This window comes from Alloalcanivorax xenomutans (assembly GCF_032810065.1).
Lineage (GTDB): Bacteria > Pseudomonadota > Gammaproteobacteria > Pseudomonadales > Alcanivoracaceae > Alloalcanivorax > Alloalcanivorax xenomutans.
The window spans coordinates 3,842,160-3,862,448 of record NZ_CP136538.1; the positions used below are offsets into that span (position 1 = coordinate 3,842,160).

General features: G+C 61.6%; 18 protein-coding genes. 14 read left to right on the top strand and 4 right to left on the bottom strand.

From position 1 onward, the window contains the following. Positions 1–6: 6 nt before the first annotated feature. Positions 7–339: a Rieske (2Fe-2S) protein gene (locus RYH70_RS17780; RefSeq protein WP_022995115.1), complete on the top strand. Its 333-nt coding sequence runs from the start codon at positions 7–9 to the stop codon at positions 337–339. Continuing rightward, positions 336–1,301 (top strand): serine/threonine protein kinase, encoded by a 966-nt coding sequence (locus tag RYH70_RS17785; RefSeq protein ID WP_022995116.1) that lies wholly within the window; start codon positions 336–338, stop codon positions 1,299–1,301. The genes RYH70_RS17780 and RYH70_RS17785 overlap by 4 nt, the downstream gene beginning before the upstream one ends. On the opposite strand, the gene sfsA is transcribed toward RYH70_RS17785, so the two are convergent. Beyond that, a complete protein-coding gene (sfsA, locus tag RYH70_RS17790) occupies positions 1,296–2,018 on the bottom strand; it encodes a DNA/RNA nuclease SfsA (RefSeq protein ID WP_022995117.1) in 723 nt (240 codons plus the stop codon). The two genes, RYH70_RS17785 and sfsA, sit on opposite strands and share 6 nt — an antisense overlap. After that, positions 2,015–3,190: an aminotransferase class I/II-fold pyridoxal phosphate-dependent enzyme gene (locus RYH70_RS17795; protein ID WP_022995118.1), complete on the bottom strand. Its 1,176-nt coding sequence runs from the start codon at positions 3,188–3,190 to the stop codon at positions 2,015–2,017. The genes sfsA and RYH70_RS17795 overlap by 4 nt, the downstream gene beginning before the upstream one ends. A gap of 252 nt (positions 3,191–3,442) precedes the next feature. Between RYH70_RS17795 and dksA the strand changes: the two genes are divergently transcribed. The 12 genes from dksA (at position 3,443) to acs (ending at position 18,067) form a co-directional block, all read left to right on the top strand. Next, positions 3,443–4,504: an RNA polymerase-binding protein DksA gene (gene dksA / locus RYH70_RS17800; protein WP_026948176.1), complete on the top strand. Its 1,062-nt coding sequence runs from the start codon at positions 3,443–3,445 to the stop codon at positions 4,502–4,504. Between the two features lie 112 nt (positions 4,505–4,616). Further along, entirely contained in the window at positions 4,617–5,510 is an 894-nt protein-coding gene (gene gluQRS, locus RYH70_RS17805) for a tRNA glutamyl-Q(34) synthetase GluQRS (RefSeq protein WP_097058642.1), read from the top strand. Between the two features lie 166 nt (positions 5,511–5,676). Beyond that, the gene (locus tag RYH70_RS17810) at positions 5,677–5,853 is read left to right on the top strand and encodes a hypothetical protein (RefSeq protein WP_022993521.1); all 177 of its coding nucleotides are present in this window, start codon (positions 5,677–5,679) and stop codon (positions 5,851–5,853) included. Continuing rightward, complete coding sequence (locus RYH70_RS17815) at positions 5,843–8,764, top strand: sensor histidine kinase (protein WP_022993522.1); 2,922 nt, start codon at positions 5,843–5,845, stop codon at positions 8,762–8,764. The genes RYH70_RS17810 and RYH70_RS17815 overlap by 11 nt, the downstream gene beginning before the upstream one ends. Positions 8,765–8,949: 185 nt before the next feature. Next, positions 8,950–10,284 carry a sigma-54-dependent transcriptional regulator gene (locus tag RYH70_RS17820; RefSeq protein WP_022993523.1) on the top strand — a complete coding sequence of 445 codons (1,335 nt, stop codon included), beginning with the start codon at positions 8,950–8,952 and terminating at the stop codon, positions 10,282–10,284. Positions 10,285–10,950: 666 nt separating this feature from the next. Continuing rightward, entirely contained in the window at positions 10,951–12,336 is a 1,386-nt protein-coding gene (gene pcnB, locus RYH70_RS17825; protein WP_026948177.1) for a polynucleotide adenylyltransferase PcnB, read from the top strand. Continuing rightward, positions 12,333–12,854, top strand: coding sequence for a 2-amino-4-hydroxy-6-hydroxymethyldihydropteridine diphosphokinase (gene folK, locus RYH70_RS17830; protein ID WP_022993525.1), 522 nt, complete (start codon positions 12,333–12,335; stop codon positions 12,852–12,854). The genes pcnB and folK overlap by 4 nt, the downstream gene beginning before the upstream one ends. Then, on the top strand, positions 12,826–13,506 hold the full coding sequence (locus RYH70_RS17835) for a deoxynucleoside kinase (protein WP_022993526.1): 681 nt from the start codon (positions 12,826–12,828) through the stop codon (positions 13,504–13,506). The genes folK and RYH70_RS17835 overlap by 29 nt, the downstream gene beginning before the upstream one ends. Before the next feature lie 88 nt (positions 13,507–13,594). Next, the gene (gene panB / locus RYH70_RS17840; protein WP_022993527.1) at positions 13,595–14,380 is read left to right on the top strand and encodes a 3-methyl-2-oxobutanoate hydroxymethyltransferase; all 786 of its coding nucleotides are present in this window, start codon (positions 13,595–13,597) and stop codon (positions 14,378–14,380) included. A 57-nt stretch (positions 14,381–14,437) separates the two neighbouring features. Further along, positions 14,438–15,292 (top strand): pantoate--beta-alanine ligase, encoded by an 855-nt coding sequence (panC, locus tag RYH70_RS17845; RefSeq protein WP_317009464.1) that lies wholly within the window; start codon positions 14,438–14,440, stop codon positions 15,290–15,292. Between the two features lie 118 nt (positions 15,293–15,410). After that, positions 15,411–15,791 carry an aspartate 1-decarboxylase gene (gene panD, locus RYH70_RS17850; RefSeq protein WP_014996160.1) on the top strand — a complete coding sequence of 127 codons (381 nt, stop codon included), beginning with the start codon at positions 15,411–15,413 and terminating at the stop codon, positions 15,789–15,791. A 338-nt stretch (positions 15,792–16,129) separates the two neighbouring features. After that, positions 16,130–18,067: an acetate--CoA ligase gene (acs, locus tag RYH70_RS17855; RefSeq protein WP_022993529.1), complete on the top strand. Its 1,938-nt coding sequence runs from the start codon at positions 16,130–16,132 to the stop codon at positions 18,065–18,067. A 70-nt stretch (positions 18,068–18,137) separates the two neighbouring features. Here acs and RYH70_RS17860 read toward each other — a convergent pair whose 3' ends face one another. Both RYH70_RS17860 and RYH70_RS17865 read right to left on the bottom strand, forming a co-directional pair. Then, positions 18,138–18,479, bottom strand: coding sequence for a hypothetical protein (locus RYH70_RS17860; RefSeq protein ID WP_143247742.1), 342 nt, complete (start codon positions 18,477–18,479; stop codon positions 18,138–18,140). Between the two features lie 325 nt (positions 18,480–18,804). After that, the gene (locus RYH70_RS17865; RefSeq protein ID WP_022993531.1) at positions 18,805–20,289 is read right to left on the bottom strand and encodes a DHA2 family efflux MFS transporter permease subunit; all 1,485 of its coding nucleotides are present in this window, start codon (positions 20,287–20,289) and stop codon (positions 18,805–18,807) included.

Here is a 20,289-nt window from a genome sequence, read left to right on the forward strand (position 1 = left end):
ACCGCGATGCAGGCCGTATGCAGTATTCACGATATCGAGGACGACAGTGCCCGGGAATTCCAGGTGGATGACCAGCCGGTGGTGATCGTCAAACGGGACGGGCAGTTCCATGCCTACCTGAATTGGTGCCCGCATCTGGGGATCGAGCTGAATTTCATGCCGGACCAGTTCCTCGACAGTGACAATCAGTTTCTCATTTGCGCCAATCACGGCGCTCTGTTCGAAATCGAATCCGGCGATTGCCTGTCCGGCCCCTGCAGTGGCGATGCCCTGCTGGCGGTCCCCCTGGAAGTCCGCGAGGAACAAATCTGGCTGGGCGAGGTACCGCAACCGGCATGAGCCATCCCTTCGACCACCTGACCCCGGATCTCATGCTGGACGCCCTGGACGGCGTCGGCTTTCTCACCGACGGCCGCTTGCTGGCGCTCAACAGCTTCGAAAACCGGGTTTATCAGATCGGTCAGGAAGAAGGACCGCCGGTGATCGTCAAGTTCTACCGCCCTCAGCGCTGGAGTGACGAACAAATCCTGGAGGAGCACCGTTTCAGCCTCTTTCTGGTGGAACGGGACTTGCCGGTAGTGGCGCCCTTGCAACGGGACGGCCGCACTTTGTTCGAGCATGGCGGCTTCCGCTTCGCCGTCTTTCCCCGCGCTGGCGGTCATGCGCCGGAGTTGGCCAATGATGCTCATCTCGAGCAACTGGGGCGAACCCTGGCGCGCTGGCACGCGTGCGGGAACGACCGTCCCTACCGGCGCCGCCCCACCCTGGATGTGATCGCCGACATCGAAAAAGCCGCCGCCCAACTTACCGAGGAAGTGGTGGATCTGAACTACCGGGGCCAATACCGGGACCTGACCGCTGCTCTGGTATCACGGCTGCGAACCCACCTGGCGGGTCGAGACTTTCCCCTGCTCAACGTTCATGGCGACTGCCACGGCGGCAACATTCTTTGGCGCGAATACGGAGAAACCGGGGGCGGCCCTCACTTCGTCGACCTGGACGACAGCGTGCGGGCGCCCGCCATGCAGGACCTGTGGATGCTGCTTTCCGGTGAACAGGAAGAACAGCGCCATCAACTGCAGGTCGTGGCCCGTGGCTATGAGCTGTTTCTGCCCTTCCCCTGGGATCAGAGCGTGCTGATCGAACCGCTGCGCATTCGCCGCATGATCTGCCATGACGCCTGGCTGGCCCAACGCTGGGACGATCCGGCCTTCCCTCCCGCCTTTCCCTGGTTCGACAGCCCGCGCTATTGGCAGGACCGGGTCACCACCATGGCGGAGCAGGTTCAGCGGCTGTCATAACCTGACAGGCAAAGGGGTCTCCAGCCGATTCTCGAACTCGGTCATCGCGGTTTTCCAGGCCAATACTTCCACGCCTTTGTCCACCGCCTCTCGCAACAGCTCGCCGTAGCGGGCGTCAATTTCGTCCGCCGGGCGCACCGCCACCGCGCCGGAATGCTGTGCACAGAAGAACAGCACCGCCCGCTTGCCCGAAGCCGCCACCGACATCAGTGTCCGCAAATGCTTCTGGCCGCGTTCGGTGATCGAATCCGGAAAGGCGATGACGCCATCGTCGGGATCGTCGGGGCCAGGCCCCAGAGTGACGTTCTTCACTTCAATGAAAGTATGAGGCGCGGCGCGATCACCCAGGGCCAGGTCGAAACGGCTGTCACCGAAGGTGATCTCGCGTAACACCCCGGCGCCCGGTTCCAGCTCCCGCACCCGCCCTTCCGCGATGGCTTCCGCCACCAGTGTATTGGGGCGGCCGGTGTTGACCCCGGCCCAATGGCCGTGGGCCACCTGCACCGCTTCCAGTGTGTGGCGATACTTGCGCTTGTCATTGCCGCTGTCGGAGATCAGAGCCGCCTGTTCCCGGCCCGGCAACACGCAATGCTTCATGGAACCGGTATTGGGGCAATGCACGGTGATCTCGCTGCCATCGGCCTGACGCACATCGGCCAGGAAACGCTTGTAGCGGCGCAACAGGGTGACCGCCTGCATGGGAGGATCAAACTTCATTGCCTCTCCAGGAAGCGGGCCAGACGCTCCAGCGCCTGATGCAAGCGCTCCTCGTCGCAGGTGTAGGCGAGACGAATGTAACGCTCGGGCTGGTGAGCCTCACCAAAATCCAGCCCGGGGGTTACCGCCACACCGGCTTCTTCCAGCAAGCGCCGGCAAAGTTCGAAGCTGTCCCGGGTGTGGGCGCTGACATCCACGTAGATATAGAAAGCACCTTCGCTGTCACCGACCACCGGCAGCCCCATTCCCGGCAACGCCTCCAGTAACAAGGTACGGCGCCGGGCCAGCAACTGCCGGCGCTGCTCCGCGATAGCCAGAGTGTCTTCGCTGAACGCCGCCATCGCCGCATGTTGTGCCACCGTGCCCGGAGCCAGAAACCAGTTTTGCGCCAGCCGCTCCACCGCCGGCACCGCCCCCGCCGGCGCCACCAGCCAACCCAGCCGCCAGCCGGTCATGCCGAAATATTTGCTGAAGCTGTTGATGACCCAGGCGGCGTCGCCATGCGCCAATACGGTTTCCGCTTCGGCGCCGTAGCAGAGCCCCTGGTAAATTTCATCAACGATCAAAGTGCCCTGCCGCTCCCGGCACCACCGCGCCCAGTCATTCAGTTCTCCGGCCGGGATACGATTACCGGTGGGATTGTCCGGGCTGGCCACAAGGGCGACGCGGGTCGTTTCACCCCACGCGGAGCGCAGTATGTCACCGCTGGGACGAAACCCCGTCGATGCCTGTAACGGCATGGGCTGCGGTACACCGCCAAACATACGAACGAACTGGCGGTTACAGGGGTACCCCGGATCGCACAACAACACACCGTCGCCAGGGTCCAGCAATGCCCCCAGAGCCAGTTGCAAGGCACCGGAGGCCCCCGGTGTGACCACGATCCTGGCCGGATCCACCTGCGCACCGAAGCGGTCGCGGTAATCCGCGGCGATGATCTCACGCAATGCCGGCAACCCCGCCGCGGGAGTGTACCGGGTCTGCCCCAGATCCAGGGCGTGGCGGGCCGCCGCCATCACCGGCGACGGGCAAGGAAAGTCGGGCTCCCCCACCTCCAGGTGGATGATATCCCGGCCCTGGGCCGCCAGTTGTTGGGCCCGCTCCAGCAACGCCATCACGTGAAAAGGCGGAACGGTGTTGGCAAGGCGGGAAATTCTTTGCGAATCAGTCAAGAAAAACCCCTTTTCTGTCGCTATGTTGTGGCTATAATCCCGTGGTTTCGTGGCGTCAAGAAACGCCGCCGGGCGAGGGAAAGCCCACCGGGTTGACTGCCATCGCCAACAGTGGCATGGCAGGCAGTAACGCGGTAAGGTCGAAGATTACACTATTGACGGGCTCCGGTTGGGCGGGGCCCTGTTCAGGGAACGCTCAGGGAACTGGGCTCCGAATAGCGAGTCGTGACTATGTTAAGGGAGTTGATCAAAATGGCCACCGGGAAAAAAGCTAAAAAGAAAGCCATCGCCAAATCCAAGGCCGGTGCAGCCCGGACTTCCGCCGCCGGCAAGAAAGCCGCGGTGAAAAAAGCCGCCGTCAAGAAGAAGGCTGTAGCTAAAAAGGCCGCTCCCAAGAAAGCGGCGGCCCAAGCCGCGGCGAAGAAGGTCACGACCACGAAAAAAGCCGTCAGCAAGCGCCCCGCCAGCGCAAAGACCACGGCCAAGGCAGCCCCTTCCGGCAGCGGCAAGAGCAAGGCCGCCAGCAAAAAGGCAGCGGTCAGCAAAACCGCCAAGACCACCACCAAAGCAACGGCCACGAAAGCCAAACCGAAGACTCAGGCGGCCCGCAAATCAACCCCGGGCCCCGCTTCCTCCACTCGCAGCAAACAGGTGAAAAGCACGCCCAAAAGCAAATCGAGCGCCACAACCACACCCCAATCCAAGGCTTCCGGCACCGCCAAGCGCGCAGCCAAGGCCAAGCCGGCTCCGGCCCAAGCGCCGGCCCGGAATACGACGACGTCATCGGGAACCGCCAGGAAGGCTCCCGGCAGCCAGGAGCGCAGGCCGTCCCGTTCCTCTTCTTCAGTTCAGGTGAAATCGACGGTGAAAAAACCCGCAACAGCCGCCGACAAAGCGGACAACCTTATTCATGGAGTCACTCCTTATGTCGCCAAAGAAGGCGAGGAGTACATGAACGACGCTCAGCGCGCCCATTTCCGTCAGGTTCTTCTGGCCTGGCGCCAGGAGTTGATGGAAGAAGCGGATCGCACCATGCACCACCTTCAGGACGAGGTGGCCAATCTGCCCGATCCCGCCGACCGGGCAACCCAGGAGGAAGAATTCGCATTGGAACTGCGCACCCGCGACCGCGAGCGCAAACTGCTGAAAAAGATCGAGAAAGCCCTCGATCAGATCGACAAGGATGACTACGGCTACTGCGAGGCCTGCGGCATCGAGATCGGCATTCGCCGATTGGAGGCCCGCCCCACCGCGGAGCTGTGCATCGACTGCAAGGAACTCGCCGAGATCAAGGAAAAGCAACTGGCGGGCTAGGCCCACCAAGTGAATAGTGAACAATGAACAGTTAAAAACCCGGGAAGCAGGACCTAGTCCTGCTTCTTCTCTTTGCGCTGTTAACTATTAACTTTTCACTGTTAGCTGCTTTATGTCCTATCGCGGTCGTTTCGCCCCCACCCCTTCCGGCCCGCTGCATTTCGGTTCTCTGGTCACCGCTCTGGCCAGTTGGCTGGATGCCCGCTATCACCGGGGGGAGTGGCGGGTACGCATGGATGATCTGGACCCGCCACGGGAGCAACCGGGGGCGGCGGACACCATTCTGCGGCAACTGGAAGCATTCGGACTGCATTGGGACGGGGCTCTGCTCTATCAGAGCAAGCGCGGTGATGCCTATCAGGCGGCACTCGACGCCCTGATGGAACGGGGGCAGGCCTTTTACTGCACGCTATCACGGCAACAATTGAAAGCACTGGGCAATGTGCATCCCGGGCCGTCGGTGGCGCAGCCGCCCGGACCGGATCGCGCCGTGCGCCTGACCGTACCGGTGGCGGCATTGTGTTTCGATGATCGGTTACAGGGCCGGGTGTGCGCTCAGCTCGCCGACGAGGAAGGCCCTTTCGTGATCCGCCGCCGTGACGGCCTGTTCAGCTATCAACTGGCCTGCGCACTGGATGACCGTGATCAGGGCATCACCGATGTGGTGCGCGGCGCCGATCTGCTGACCTCCACACTACGGCAAATCCGTGTTCTGGATTGTCTCGGCGCAACCGCGCCCCGCTATGCTCATCTGCCCGTGATCCTGCAGCCGGATGGTCGTGGGAAGATTAGTAAATCCGTGGGTGGCGCCGCACTGAACCCGGACCTCAAGGGACCGCTCACGCATGCGGCACTGACCTGCCTGGGGCTGTCCCCGCCGGCCGGGTTGCAACAGGCACCGGTCACCGATCTGCTGCAATGGGCTCGGGAAAACTGGACACCGGCACTACTACCGCGCGGCACCGAGTTACCCGCTCCCGCGCTTTTACAAGGCGGGCAGGTCTGAGGGCCCGTTTATGATCTGTACATCGCCACGCCGGCTGAGGCCTTCTCCAGTGATGTACAGATCATAAACGGGCTCTGGTATGCTCAATCCCAGCCGTTTGCTCAATCATACTGGGCCGAACCGAGCCTGAATCGGTCGAGGCGCCCTCGCCGCCGGACTAGAGTGCATGTATACCGACCGACTACTGATCATTTTCATTTTAGGCACCTATCTTCTTTCCCCCGCCATCATTGGCTGGTGGAGCGAGGGCGGGCGCGGCTGGTATCGCCCCTATCTGATCTGGCTGGCCCTGATCGCTCTCAGCTACTGGATCGCCAAGAGCCGGGACACGAATGACGTATAGTGTCAGCGAACTGATCCTGATCGCCTGTGGCTACCTGCTGTTTCTGTTCCTGGTGGCCTGGATCACCGAGCGGGGCTGGATCCCCTCACGCTGGGTGCGTCACCCGGTAGTCTATGTACTGTCACTCGGAGTCTACGCCAGCGCCTGGGCAATCTATGGCTCGGTGGGTTACGCCTATCGTTACGGCTACAACTTTCTCGCCTATTTTCTCGGCATCTCCGGGGTGTTTCTGTTGGCGCCGATCCTGCTGGCGCCGATCCTGCGTCTGACCACGACCTATCAGCTGGGCTCCCTGGCGGATCTGTTCGCTTTCCGCTATCGCAGCCGCCTGGCCGGGGCACTCACCACGGTGATGATGGTGATCGGCATGCTGCCGCTACTGTCACTGCAGTTGAAGGCCGTGGCGGAGTCGATCCAGATCCTGACCGGGGATCCGGATCCCGCTTGGCTGGCGTTCTGGTTCTGTCTGCTGATCACGCTGTTCGCCATTTTGTTCGGTGCCCGCCATGCCACCGCCCGGGAACGGCATGAGGGGCTGGTGGTGGCCATCGCCACCGAATCGCTGATCAAACTGGTGGCGTTCGTGGCGGTGGCCCTGCTCGGGCTGTTCGGCGTCTTTGGTGGTCTCGGCGGCCTGAATCAGTGGCTGGACACCAATCCGGAGATGCTCACCCGTCTTTACCAGCCATTGCAGGACGGCACCTGGCACAGTCTGATCATGGCGTTTTTTGTCTCCGCCGTGGTGATGCCCCATATGTTCTACATGGCCTTCACCGAGAACCTCAATCCTCGAGCCCTGATCACCGCCAGTTGGGGATTGCCGCTGCTGTTTTTGATCATGGCGCTGTGTGTGCCGCTGATCCTGTGGTCCGCGCTCGCCATCGACGCGCCGACCATTCCGGATTATTTCGCGCTCGGCGTCGGCCGGGAAAACGGCCACGGCGCGGTGCTCGCCTATCTGGCCGGGCTCGCCGGCGCCAGTGGCATGCTGATCGTCGCCACTCTGGCGCTTTCCGGCATGTGCCTGAATCACCTGGTGCTGCCGGCCAGCCCTCTCAGTTCCGCCCAGGATCTGTACCGCAATCTGCTGTGGACCCGGCGGGTGCTGATCGCCGCCATTCTGGCGTTGGCCTTTTTATTCTACCGGCTCACTGGTCCCAACCATTCCCTGGTGGAGCTGGGGGTGTTGTCGTTCGTCGCGACGCTGCAGTTCGTACCGGGTTTGATCGGAGCGCTGTTCTGGCCATCGGGCAATCGCAGTGGCCTGTTCGCCGGCATGCTGGCCGGGTTCGTGATTTGGGCGGTGGCTCTGTTGTTCCCGTTGATCACGCCGCACTGGCACGCCCAGGAAGTCCTGCAATGGCTCGGCTGGCAGTATCCGGAAGGCGCCACCCAATGGCACCGGGTGGCACTGGCGTCGGTGAGTCTCAATGGCCTGATCTACGCGGTGGTGTCGATCGTCACGCCAATGTCCCGGGCGGAACGGTCCGCCGCCGAAGCCTGCGCGGTGGACAGCCTGCGGCGCCCGTATCGCTGGGAATTGAGCGCTCAGTCCGTGGACGATTTCATCGCGTCCCTGAGCGGCCCGCTGGGGCCGGTAACCGCCGCCCGTGAAGTGGAAATGGCGCTGCGGGACCTGCGCCTGAAATATACCGAGACCCGCCCCTACGCCCTGCGGCGGCTGCGCGATCAGTTGGAGACCAACCTGTCCGGCCTGCTCGGTCCCTCCGTCGCCCATCAGCTGATGGATGAAAACGTGCCCTATCGGCCGCGCGAGGGTGAGGAATCCAGCGAGGATATTCGCTTTATCGAAACCCGTCTGGAAAAGTACCGGGATCGCCTTTCCGGTCTGGCGGCGGAACTGGACAGCCTGCGCCGTTTCCACCGGCAAACCCTGCTTGAATTGCCGATGGGGGTTATTTCCCTGGGCGCCGACGGCGAGATCATTGGCTGGAACCGGGCGGTGGAAACCCTGACCGGCATCGAGGCGGAAGACACCATAGGCTCGCGGCTGGACCATCTGCCCTCCCCCTGGGGAGAGTTGCTCACCGAATTCAGCCGCGGCGAGGACGCCCACGACCCCAAACGCAGCATCGAGGTCAACGGCCAGGCTCGCTGGCTGAGTCTGCATAAATCGCTGATCCGTGGCGCCGGCCCGTCCGAGCAGGCCGGCGGTTTGGTGCTGGTGCTTGAGGACATTACCGATCTGCGTCATATGGAAGCGCATCTGGCGCACAACGAGCGGTTGGCTTCCATCGGCCGCCTGGCCGCCGGGGTGGCTCATGAGATCGGCAATCCGGTTACCGCCATCGCCTGTCTCGCACAGAATCTGGAAGGCGACAGCATCGATGAGGAGCAGCGCCTCAGCGGACGCCAGATCATGGAGCAAACCCGCCGCATCACCCGCATCGTCGAATCACTGGTAACGTTCAGTCATTCCGGCGGCATGCGCGACGTGATTCATGGCCCGGTGCGAGTCTTCGACACCGTCGCCGAAGCCATCGCCCTGCTGCAGTTGGACCCGGACCGCCGCCAGCAACACTTCCGCAATCTCTGCGACCCGACCCACGAAGTGATGGGTGACCCGCAACGTTTGCTGCAGGTGTTCGTCAACTTGCTCAGCAACGCCTCGGACGCCAGCGAGGACGACGCCCCGATCACGGTCCGCAGCCGCCCGGAGGGTGAGAATGTGCGTATCGAAGTCGAGGATCGCGGCCATGGCATACCGGCTGAACTGCGCGATGCCCTGTTTGAACCCTTCGTCACCAGCAAGCCGCCGGGCCGCGGTACGGGTCTGGGACTGGCGTTGGTTTACAGTATCATCGAAGACCATCAGGGGACGGTGCGCGTGGAGAGCCCGGTGGAAGGCGACCATGGCACCCGGTTTATCATCGACCTGCCCGCTTATTAGAGCCTGTTCAAGGTCTATACGCCACCGCGTTGCCGCCAGCCCGCGATTACGCTTGTTTATGTAGAATGACTACACTGCACAATCGGAATCACGACCTGACGACACTTTCTACCAGGTGAAGAGGGAACCCCGGCGCGGCGGTGAATAGATCTTAAACAGGCTCTTAGAATTAGAAGGAAGGCAGTATGAGTCACATACTGATCGTGGAAGACGAGCCCGTGATTCGCGGCGCGCTACGAAAATTGCTGGAGCGGCATGATCACTCCGTGACGGAAGCGGAATCCGTGGAGCAGGCCCAGGAGAAAAGCCTGCATCAGTACGACCTGATCATCAGCGATCTGCGATTACCGGGGGAGCCGGGCACGGCTCTGATTGAACAGGCCAACCCGACGCCGGTGCTGATCATGACCAGTTACGCCAGTCTGCGTTCGGCGGTGGACGCCATGCGCCAGGGCGCGGTGGACTACATTCCCAAACCGTTCGATCACGAGGAAATGCTGCTGGCCGTGGAACGGGTGCTGAAGGAAGGCCGGCTCAATCGCGGCAACCAGGCGCTGCGCCGTGATATGGAACGCAGCTATCCGGTTAACGCCATGGTCGGTGAGTGCCAGGCCATGCGCGAGCTCAAACATCGCATCGCCCGAGTAGCGCCCACCGACACCCCGGTGCTGATTCTTGGGGAAGCCGGCACCGGCAAGGAACTGACCGCCCGTTCCATCCATGAACACAGTGAACGGGCGAGTGGCCCGCTGATTACGGTGCACTGCGCCTCCCTGCCGAAAACCCTGCAACTGGATGATCTGTTCGGCAACGATGAACAGCCCGGCCGCATTGAAGAAGCGGAAGGCGGCACCTTGTTTCTGGACGAAGTGGGCGAACTGTCCGGAGAAGCGCAGAGCCGGCTGCTGACGCTGCTGGAACAGGGCGAGATTCATCGCCAGGATTCCCTGGCCACACGCCGGGTGGACGTACGCATCCTGGCCAGCAGCCAAACCGATCTGCCCACCCGGGTCACCGAAGGCGGATTCCGCCGTGACCTCTATTACCGGCTTAACGTGATGGAGCTGGAAGTGCCGCCATTGCGGGCCCGCGAGCAGGATATCGAGGATCTGGCCAGCGCGCTTCTGGCTCGTGGCAGCGAGAAACTGCGGCGGCAGAACCTGTTTTTCACTCAGGAAGCACTGGAGGCGATGCGTGGTTACAGCTGGCCGGGCAACGTGCGGGAGTTGGAAAACGTCATCGAGCGGGCCGTGATTCTCTCCGAGGAAGAAGCCATAGGTCCCGGTCAACTGGGCCTGAATCCGGACCGCGCGCCACAACGCACCACCCGTGCCAGCCGCGCCAGCCTGGATCCCTCCGAGGATCTGTCGCTGGAGGACTACTTCACCCGCTTTGTCCTGGAAAACCAGGACAGCATGACCGAGACCGAGCTGGCCAATAAGCTCGGCATCAGCCGCAAAAGCCTGTGGGAGCGCCGTCAACGCCTGGGCATTCCCCGCCGCAAGGGCGGCCGGCGCTGAATCCGATACCGTCGGCTGGCGAATCTTTCCGCCCTGGAGCCCATTCGCCAGCAAGGCCGCCCCACGGCGACTCGCAGCCTCGTCCGTGGAAAGCAAATTCACTCGCCAATAGCGCGCCGTGTGGAAGTGATTGCCCCACCTTTGCCGGAAATGGCTTGTGGACCCCTCATTGTTACTCCCTCAGTCGCACTCAACGATCAAGTGTTACCTTACTACACAAGGCGGGTAACAAGAACGTTACCCCACACCCCCAGCTTTGGAACCGCTTTTTCATGTTTTTCGTAAGTTGCTGATTTATAAGGATTTAACATGCTATTGCAAAGAAAAATCCATCCATGCACTATGAATCCCACGCCAGATAAACAAAACAACCAAGGCGGCAAGGCTCAAATAAGAACAAGAAAAGAAGAACAAAAAGTGGATGAGCCGAACGAGAGAAATGCCGTAACACCATGTGCGTACGGCGCAAGGCAGAAAACAACACAAACAATAACAACAACAGAATCAGCGCATAGGGCATCACAACCAAGGTTGTGGTGCCTTTTTACTTTTAAACGCCCAGCTTGCCTTCGATCTCTTTCCGTTGCAAGGCGCCGATCAATAACCTGCGCCGCGAAAAAGGTGCTACCATGCCGCCTTTCATTCAGCTAGGACGATAATCGCTCAATGGCGTCAAAGCTTCTGGAGAAACTGACCCGCCTTATTCAGTTTGGTTCCCCACGCACGCCCCGCCTTCCCAAGGCCAAGGTGATTCCCCGCGACGCCCACCCTATTTCCCGTAAACAGGTGTCCCGGGCCGCACTCAATGTACTCTACGGATTGCATAAGGCCGGGTTCGAAGCCTATCTGGTCGGAGGGTGCCTGCGGGATCTGCTGTGCGGGCGGCAACCCAAGGATTTCGACGTGGTCACCGATGCCACTCCGGAGCAGGTCTACCGGCTGTTCAAGCGCAGCCGCATCATTGGCCGCCGCTTCCAGATCGTGCACGTGCGTTTCGGTGGCGAGGTCATTGAGGTCTCCACCTTCCGCGCGTTCCAACGGGATGACGATCTGGATGACGATCAGCACCGGGCCCATGAGGAAACCGGCCTGGTGCTGCGAGACAACACCTGGGGCAGCATCGAGGAAGACGCGCTGCGCCGCGACTTCACCATCAACGCTCTCTACTACAATATCGCCGATTTCGCCCTGTACGATTTCGTCAACAGCCGACAGGACATCGAGCGCGGCGTCATCCGGTTGATCGGAGATCCCCAGCAACGCTATCGCGAGGATCCGGTACGCATGCTGCGCGCCGCCCGCTTCGCCGCCAAACTGGGCTTTCAGCTGGATCGCGCCACCCGGGCGCCAATTCCTGAAATGGCGCCGCTGTTACTGCAGGTTCCGCCCGCCCGCCTGTTCGACGAGGTGCTCAAACTATTCCTCAGCGGCCATGCCCGGGAATCCTTTGAACAGCTGCGGAAGCTGGGTCTGTTCGCCTTTTTGTTCCCCAACACCCATGAAGCCTTGGAAAGTGAACAGGGGGAAGTCTGGGAACGGCTGATCCTGGCCGCCATGGACAACACCGACCGGCGCCTGTCCGAGAACAAGCCGGTTACCCCGGCCTTCCTTTACGCGGTGTTCCTGTGGCCGGTGCTGGTTACTCAGTTGAATCGCTACCGCGAGGACGGCATTCCGCCAGCGCCAGCCCTGCACAAAGCCGCCACCTGGGCGCTTAACGAGCAAAGCCACCATACTTCGGTGCCTCGCCGCTTTTCCTCGGTGATGCGCGAGATGTGGGACCTGCAACCGCGTCTGGATAAACGCAATGGCAAGCGGGCGGATACCTTGATGGAGCACCCCCGCTTCCGTGCCGCTTACGACTTTCTGCTGCTGCGCGAACAGGCCGGTGAAATCAAACCCGGACTGGGAGAATGGTGGACCCGCTATCAAGCCGCCGACGAGTCCCAGCAACGGGCCATGGTTCAGGATCTGGGCCAGGCCGGACGCCAGGGCGGCCGGCGGCGGCGTCGGCGCCGACGCAGCGGGGGCGGAGGCGACAGCGAAGCATGATCGCCGTCGGTCTGGGCAGCAATCTGGATGGTCCCGCCGAGCGCGTCAGCCGCGCCCTGGAAGCCATCGCGGTATTGCCGATGACTCGCCTGCTGGCGCATTCCGCTCTCTATGATACCGCGCCGGTGGGCCCGCAGGATCAGCCCGATTTCGTCAACGCCGTGGCCTTGCTGGAAACCCGCCTGCCGCCGCTGTCCCTGCTCAGCGCTTTACAGGACCTGGAAAAAGCAGCCGGACGAGTACGGCATCGGCGCTGGGGCGAACGTACCCTGGATCTGGACCTTCTGCTGTGGCGGGACCAGACCATCCGCTTGCCCCGTCTCACCGTCCCTCACCCGGAAATGCACAAACGCGCCTTTGTTCTGCGCCCCTTGTTGGACATTGCCCCGGACGCACGCTTGCCGGACGGCCGCCCGCTGTCCGACTATTGGCCTGGAGTGGCGGATCAGCCACTGCGCCGTCTGCCCGACCTGGAGGAGAACCACTTTGTTGAGCCAGCGCATTCAACAGCGTCGTGAAGCCGGCAATCTGCCTCGTCTGATTGCCGTGGAAGGCCCCATCGGTGTCGGCAAGACCACCCTGACCCGGCGCCTGGCGGATACGTTTGGTTTCGATACCCTGTTGGAACAGGCCGAAGCCAACCCCTTTCTGTCCCGCTTCTATCAGGACCCGGCCCGCTACGCCCTGCAAACCGAGCTGTTTTTCCTGTTCCAGCGGGCGGAACAGTTGCGCAACCTGCACCAGCAGGAGTTGTTCAGCGGCCCGTGGGTGGCGGATTTCCTGGTGGACAAGACCCGGCTGTTCGCCGAGGTGACGCTGAGCGACGAAGAGTTCCCGCTCTACGACAACGTCTACAAGCACATGCTGATCGACGCCCCGACACCGGATCTGGTGATCTACCTGCAGGCCCCCACCGCCACCCTGCGGCAACGGGTGCTCAAACGCGGCACTGACTTCGAACAGCGCATGGATCCCGGCTACCTGGAACGGCTCAACGACGCCTATACCCGTTTTTTCCATTTCTACGACGGCGCGCCGCTGCTGATCGTCAATACCGCCGACATCGATCTGGTGGAGGGCGACCGGGACTACCAGCAACTGGTGGCCGAGTTGCTGGACATCCGCTCGGGGCGCCACTATTTTAACCCCCGGCCGCTGGGGAACCTCTGAACCGCCTTGCCTCCGAGTCCCCAAGCCCGCCCCGGGCGCCTGCCTTTACCTTCCAGGCGCCTCCGTCTATTTGTCAGGGGAGAGCCCCATGCCCGTAACCATCCGCACCCTGCAGAAGTACAAACAAGAGCACCGCAAATTTTCAGTGCTGACCGCCTATGACGCGACCTTTTCCCGCCTGATCAGCGATGCCGGCGTGGAAGCCATGCTGATCGGAGATTCCCTTGGCAACGTGATCCAGGGGCAGCAGAGCACCGTGCCGGTCACTCTGGAACAGATGGTATATCACACGGAATGCGTGGCCCGCGGCAATCAGAACAGCCTGATCATCGCCGACGTGCCGTTCATGGGGGCCGCCACCCTGGAACGCACCCTGGACGCCGCCGCCCAGTTGATGCGCGCCGGCGCCAATGTGATCAAACTGGAAGGCGGCGCCTGGCTTGAAGAAGCCGTCACGGTGCTCAAGCGCAACGGCATTCCAGTCTGCGTCCATATGGGGCTGACCCCGCAATCGGTGAATGCCTTCGGCGGCTACCGGGTACAGGGCAAGGATGAAGCCGGCGCCAAGGAACTGCTGGAAGCCGCCATCACCCTGGACCGGGCCGGAACCGCCCTGTTCGTGCTGGAGTGCGTGCCGCGCGGTCTCAGCGCCGAGATCACCGCCAACGTGCAGGCGCCGGTCATCGGCATCGGCGCCGCGCCGGAGTGCGACGGCCAGGTGCTGGTGCTGCACGACATGCTCGGCCTGAACCCGCGGCCAGCGCGCTTCGTCAAGGATTTCATGGCCGACGCCGGCGACATCGCCGCCGCGATCCGCGCCTATGATCAGGCCGTCAAGGAAGGCAGCTTCCCCGCCGAGGAACACTGTTTCTAAATGCCCCTCCCGGCACGAGCGTGCCGGGACGTCTTTTTATCGTGGAGGCATCCCACCATGCATATCGCGGAAACCGTGAGCGCCACCCGCGACGCCATCGCCGCCTGGAAACGGGCGGGCGAAACCGTGGCCCTGGTCCCCACCATGGGGAATTTGCACAACGGTCACCTCAGTCTGGTTCGTGAGGCACGCCGGCAGGCCGACCGCGTGGCGGTTTCGGTCTTCGTCAATCCGACCCAGTTCGGCCCCGGCGAGGACTATGACGCCTACCCGCGCACCCTGGACCAGGACAGCGCTCTGCTGCGGGAAGAAAAGGCCGATCTGCTGTTTATACCCAGCGTGGACGAGATGTACCCCCTGGGCGGCAACAAAACCTGGGTATCCGTGGACGACCTGGGGGATCACTTGTGCGGCGCCAACCGGCCGGGGCACTTTCGCGGTGTCACCACTGTTGTGAGCAAATTATTTAATATTGTGCAGCCGGATGTCGCCGTATTTGGTGAAAAGGACTTCCAGCAATTGGCGGTGATCCGCCGCATGACCGCGGAATTGATGATGCCGATCCGCATTGTCGGTGCCCCCACCGACCGCGAGGAAGATGGCCTGGCCCGCAGTTCCCGCAATGGCTTCCTGACCGCCGCGGAACGGCCCAGGGCGGCGTTGCTGCACCAGCATCTGCAGCAGGCGCGCAATGCCATCGCCGCCGGGGAAAGGGATTACCGGGCCCTGGAAGCGCGCCTGGCCCGGGCCCTCGGCGAGCAAGGCTTCCAGGTGGATTATTTCACCGTGGCCGACGCCCACACACTGGCCCCGGCGGGCCCGCAACACCAGGATCTGGTGGTCGCCGCCGCCGCCCGGCTGGGACAACCGCGGTTGATCGACAACGTGACGATTTCGTTACTTAACACATAAATAAGCACGGATTTGGCGGTTCCGCGGCGCCTTGTATGTGACCGGTGATTCATGCATACTGCCGCCCCGCAGACAGCCTGCCCAGGCCGTCCGTGGCTTGTTCAGAGAGGTACCCGATATGCAGTGCACCATGCTGAAAGCCAAGCTGCACCAGGCCCGCATTACCCACGCGGAACTGGAGTATGAAGGCTCCTGCGCCATCGATGGCAATCTGCTGGATATGGCCGGCATTCTCGAGTATGAGCAAATCCAGATCTATAACCTGGATAACGGCGAGCGTTTTGAAACTTACGCCATTCGCGCGGAAGAAGGATCCAAGATCATCTCCGTCAATGGTGCCGCCGCCCATAAAGCCCAACCTGGCCATCGCGTGATTATTTGCGCTTACGCCAGCTACGGCAGCTCAGAGCTGATTAACTTCAAGCCACGGCTGATTTACGTCGGCGAAGGCAACGAAGTCAAAGGCTCCAGCAACGCGATCCCGGTACAAGTCGCCTGATATTGCGCGCCACGCTCGCGCCCGTACCCTGATTCGCCTACGCCGGCCCCCGAGGCCGGCGTTTTTGTTTGTCATGCTCACGGCCATTGTGCGGCAACCGCCCGTGCACCGCGATTCCCTCATCGACCTACCTCCAAAGTATCCCCCACCCTTGCGCCAAAGGGAGTTAGACCATAGTTTAATTCCTGTGCGTTCCTTTGCCGCGCCATAATGCGGCCGCACTTTCACCTCACCCGACCCTTGTCATCACCATCGCCCAAGGGCGTGTCCCGACCCGGGGCGGGTGCGGACAATGTCTAACAACAAGCCACCGGCGAGCAGTATGGAAGGAGGCCGCAATGTCCGAGCATAAAATCCACCCGGTTCCGGAGTCATTCAAGCGTCAGACCCTCATGGACCGCGACACCTATGAGCGCTGGTACGCACAATCCGTCAATGATCCGGAAACCTTCTGGGCGGCCCGCGCCGAAGAGCTGCTGGACTGGCATACCCGCTGGGATACCGTCAGCGACTGGGATTTCAAGGAAGGTCGCGCGGCCTGGTTCGCCGGAGGCAAACTGAACGCCTGCTACAACTGCGTCGATCGTCATCTGCCGCAACGCGCCCAGCAGACCGCCATCATCTGGGAAGGCGACGAACCGGACCAGGACAAGCACATCAGCTACCAGGAACTGTTCGAGCAGGTCAGCAAACTGGCCAATGTGCTGCGCGGCCGCGGCGTCAAAAAGGGCGACCGGGTGGTGATTTACATGCCCATGATTCCGGAAGCCGCCTACGCCATGCTCGCCTGCGCCCGCATCGGCGCCATCCACTCGGTGGTTTTCGGCGGCTTCTCTCCGGAAGCCCTCAAGGACCGCATCAACGATGCTGATGCCTGTGCCGTCATCACCGCTGATGAGGGCGTACGCGGCGGCCGTACGGTACCGCTGAAACTCAACGCTGATAAAGCGATGAATGGCCAATCCAGCGTCCACAGCTGCGTGGTGGTACAACGCACCGGCGGCGACGTGGATTGGAACGACAGCCGCGACCTCTGGTACCACGAAGCCATGGCGCAGGCCGACCCGCAGTGCGAACCGGAATGGATGGACTCCGAGGATCCGTTGTTCACCCTGTACACCTCCGGTTCCACCGGCAAACCCAAAGGCGTGGTACACAGCACCGCCGGCTATTTGCTGCAAAGCGCCCTGACCCACAAATATGTATTCGACTATCACGACGGCGACATCTATTGGTGCACCGCCGACGTGGGCTGGGTCACCGGCCACAGCTATATCGTTTATGGTCCACTGGCCAACGGCGCCACCACCCTGATGTTCGAGGGCGTGCCCACCTACCCGGACGCTTCCCGTTGCTGGCAGGTGGTGGACAAGCACAAAGTAAACATCTTCTACACCGCACCCACCGCCATTCGTGCGCTGATGGGGCTCGGCGATGAGCCCGTCACCAAGACATCACGGCAGAGCCTGAAGCTGTTGGGAACAGTGGGCGAGCCAATCAACCCGGAAGCCTGGGAGTGGTACTACAAAGTGGTGGGCGAGGAGCGCTGCCCGATCGTGGATACCTGGTGGCAGACCGAGACCGGCGCCATCATGATCGCCCCCTTGCCCGGTGCCGTGGATCTGAAACCCGGTTCCGCCACCCTGCCCATGTTCGGTGTACAGCCGGCCCTGATGGATCCGGACGGCAAGGAGCTGGACGGCGCCACTTCCGGCAACCTGGTGATCAAAGCGAGTTGGCCGAGCCAGATCCGCACCGTTTACGGCGATCATCAACGCATGGTCGACACTTACTTCAGTGCTTATCCGGGTTACTACTTCACCGGTGACGGCGCCCGCCGCGACGAAGACGGCTATTACTGGATCACCGGCCGGGTCGACGATGTCCTGAACGTGTCAGGTCACCGCCTGGGCACCGCCGAGATCGAGTCCGCTCTGGTGCTGCACAAGAGCATCGCCGAAGCCGCCGTGGTGGGGTATCAACACGATGTCAAAGGCCAGGGTATCTACGCCTATGTGTCCCTGATGGCCGGCGCCACGGGCAGCGAGGAATTGATCGAGGAGCTACGCAAGCTGGTCACCGAGGAAATCGGTCCGATCGCCAAACCGGACCTGATCCACTTCGCGCCAGGGCTGCCCAAGACCCGCTCCGGCAAAATCATGCGCCGTATCCTGCGCAAAATCGCCGCCGATGAGCTGGACAGCCTGGGCGACACCTCCACCCTGGCGGATCCCAGTGTGGTTGACCAATTAATCGATACCCGCCGCAACCGCTAAGGCGGATCGGTATCACCGTTAGCCTGTCTCCCGGCCCCCGTATAGTAAGGGGCCGGGCTTTTTAATCTTGTCACGGATAATTCAGATACAGAATGGTCGGCGTATCCGCGGCCTGACTGACGATGGTTTCCACATCCCCCGTGATGATGCTGCCATCGAGCCGGTGCCAGCTCATGTGGGGGCTGGGGGTGTTCATCAACACCATCGGATCCGCCACTTCCTGCCTGATCCGTTCGCAGCTGGATACCGGGACCGCCCCCCCGGAGGCGGCGGGCACGCCCACCTCACACGTCGCCACCGCGATCTTGCCACGAAAACGCACCTGCCCGTCACTGGCCAGGACTTGTGACATCAGCAACGAGCAGGCGATCCCCGCCCCCCATCGCCACCATTGTCCACCAACAACACCCATACCCTTCCGAAACAGCCGCCGATTTCCTTGCTCCATCGCGTCCATGTCTTTCCCCTTTTCATCAGCCCTTTTCCGGTGTTTTTTTCATTTTCATTTGTTCATATTTCCGACTCTAATAGAAAATCCTTAACCAAAAAAAGTCTTTTTTCCTTATCTTTAAACCAAAACAGCATTAATAACTAATGCCGTTATACCCACGGAGAAAAAGCTAAAGTTTTGATTTGCGCAGCCGATAATTTGTTTTTGGCCGGCAAGAAATAGCGGCTCCCGCGACTCGTCAGCGGGCTCGGAGCAGCCACGGGAAAACATGCGGATGGAGAAACGGTCAGGCCGTCGAAGGGGGTTGGCGCCGTAATAACAGCACCAGCGGAATGGCCGCCATATTAATCCACATCAGCAAGCGGAAATCGTTCATGTAGCTGATCTCCGCCGCCTGACTCAACAGAGTGTGGTACACCTGGGCCGGCACCCCGGACACCAGATCCTTCATCGGCAAGCCCTGTGCAATCCAGGCCTTCAGTTGCAGTTGCTCGCCCAGTTGTTGTTCGTTGATCCACAGGTTGCGGGTCAGCATGGCGGTCATGATCGAGATACCGACGCTGGAACCGAGGTTACGGGAAAGGGAGAACAGCGATGTCCCCTCGGTCCGCAACGAAGGCGCCAGGGTGGCATAGGTCAGCGCGGAGGCCGGCACGAACACCAGACCAAGCCCCAACCCTTGCAGGACGCCGGTCCAGATCAGGTCACTCTGAGAAACCTGCAAGGTAAAGCCCGCCATCTGGTACAACGACAAACTGGTCAGGCATAGCCCGGTGATCACCAGAGCGCGGGGATCCAGGCGGGTGCGCATCAAACGCCCCACCAGCATCATCGACACCATCGACCCGAGCCCCCTGGGGGCCAGCACGATACCGGTGGTGGCGGCGGGGTAATCCTTCCATTGCTGCAGGAAAGGCGGCAGCAATGCCATGGTGGCGAGCAGGATGATCCCCACCACGAAAATAAAGACTACACCGGTGACGAAATTGCGGTCCCTGAACAACGCCATATCGATGAAAGGGGCTTTATGGGTCAGCGAGTGCACCACGAACAGATACAGGCCGGCCACCGCCAGCACCGCCTCGAGCTGGATCTCAAGGCTGCCAAACCATTTCAGGTGTTCGCCCCGGTCCAGCATCAACTGGAAAGCACCGATGGCCAGCGCAAGCAGGGCAAAACCGGTAAGGTCAAACCGGGTTTTCCGGGTTTCCGTGTCCGGTACACTGAGCCAGATCCCCAGATAAGCCAGCAGGCCGAACGGCAGGTTGATGTAGAACACCCAGCGCCAGCTGTACCATTCGGTCAGCCAGCCTCCCAGTGTCGGACCAAGGATTGGCCCGACCATCACACCCACCCCCCAGACCGCCATGGCCTGCCCGTGTTTTTCCACCGGATAAGAATCCAGCAGCACCGCCTGGGACAGCGGCACCAGGGCCGCACCGAAGATGCCCTGCAAGATACGGAACGCCACCATCTGTTCCAGCGAGGTGGACAGGCCGCACAAACCGGAAGCCACGGTAAATCCGGCCACCGACCATAGAAACACCTGGCGCCGGCCGATACGCGACGTCACGAACCCCACCGCCGGGGTCATAATGGCGCAAGCCACGATGTAGGAAGTCAGGACCCAGGTAATCTGGTCGGTACTGGCGGAGAGGCTGCCCTGCATATGCGGCAGGGCCACATTGGCGATGGTGGTATCGAGCACCTGCATCACCGTCGCCAGCATGATACTGGCGGTGACCAGACGCTGGTCCTCGATACGCGTCAT

Bases quoted from the DNA above. Each gene is read 5' to 3' on its own strand.
- RYH70_RS17780 (WP_022995115.1), top strand. From the start codon at position 7: ATGCAGGCCGTATGCAGTATTCACGATATCGAGGACGACAGTGCCCGG.
- RYH70_RS17785 (WP_022995116.1), top strand. From the start codon at position 336: ATGAGCCATCCCTTCGACCACCTGACCCCGGATCTCATGCTGGACGCC.
- sfsA (WP_022995117.1), bottom strand. From the start codon at position 2,018: ATGAAGTTTGATCCTCCCATGCAGGCGGTCACCCTGTTGCGCCGCTAC.
- dksA (WP_026948176.1), top strand. From the start codon at position 3,443: ATGGCCACCGGGAAAAAAGCTAAAAAGAAAGCCATCGCCAAATCCAAG.
- gluQRS (WP_097058642.1), top strand. From the start codon at position 4,617: ATGTCCTATCGCGGTCGTTTCGCCCCCACCCCTTCCGGCCCGCTGCAT.
- RYH70_RS17810 (WP_022993521.1), top strand. From the start codon at position 5,677: ATGTATACCGACCGACTACTGATCATTTTCATTTTAGGCACCTATCTT.
- RYH70_RS17815 (WP_022993522.1), top strand. From the start codon at position 5,843: ATGACGTATAGTGTCAGCGAACTGATCCTGATCGCCTGTGGCTACCTG.
- RYH70_RS17820 (WP_022993523.1), top strand. From the start codon at position 8,950: ATGAGTCACATACTGATCGTGGAAGACGAGCCCGTGATTCGCGGCGCG.
- pcnB (WP_026948177.1), top strand. From the start codon at position 10,951: ATGGCGTCAAAGCTTCTGGAGAAACTGACCCGCCTTATTCAGTTTGGT.
- folK (WP_022993525.1), top strand. From the start codon at position 12,333: ATGATCGCCGTCGGTCTGGGCAGCAATCTGGATGGTCCCGCCGAGCGC.
- panB (WP_022993527.1), top strand. From the start codon at position 13,595: ATGCCCGTAACCATCCGCACCCTGCAGAAGTACAAACAAGAGCACCGC.
- panC (WP_317009464.1), top strand. From the start codon at position 14,438: ATGCATATCGCGGAAACCGTGAGCGCCACCCGCGACGCCATCGCCGCC.
- panD (WP_014996160.1), top strand. From the start codon at position 15,411: ATGCAGTGCACCATGCTGAAAGCCAAGCTGCACCAGGCCCGCATTACC.
- acs (WP_022993529.1), top strand. From the start codon at position 16,130: ATGTCCGAGCATAAAATCCACCCGGTTCCGGAGTCATTCAAGCGTCAG.
- RYH70_RS17860 (WP_143247742.1), bottom strand. From the start codon at position 18,479: ATGGGTGTTGTTGGTGGACAATGGTGGCGATGGGGGGCGGGGATCGCC.
- RYH70_RS17865 (WP_022993531.1), bottom strand. From the start codon at position 20,289: ATGACGCGTATCGAGGACCAGCGTCTGGTCACCGCCAGTATCATGCTG.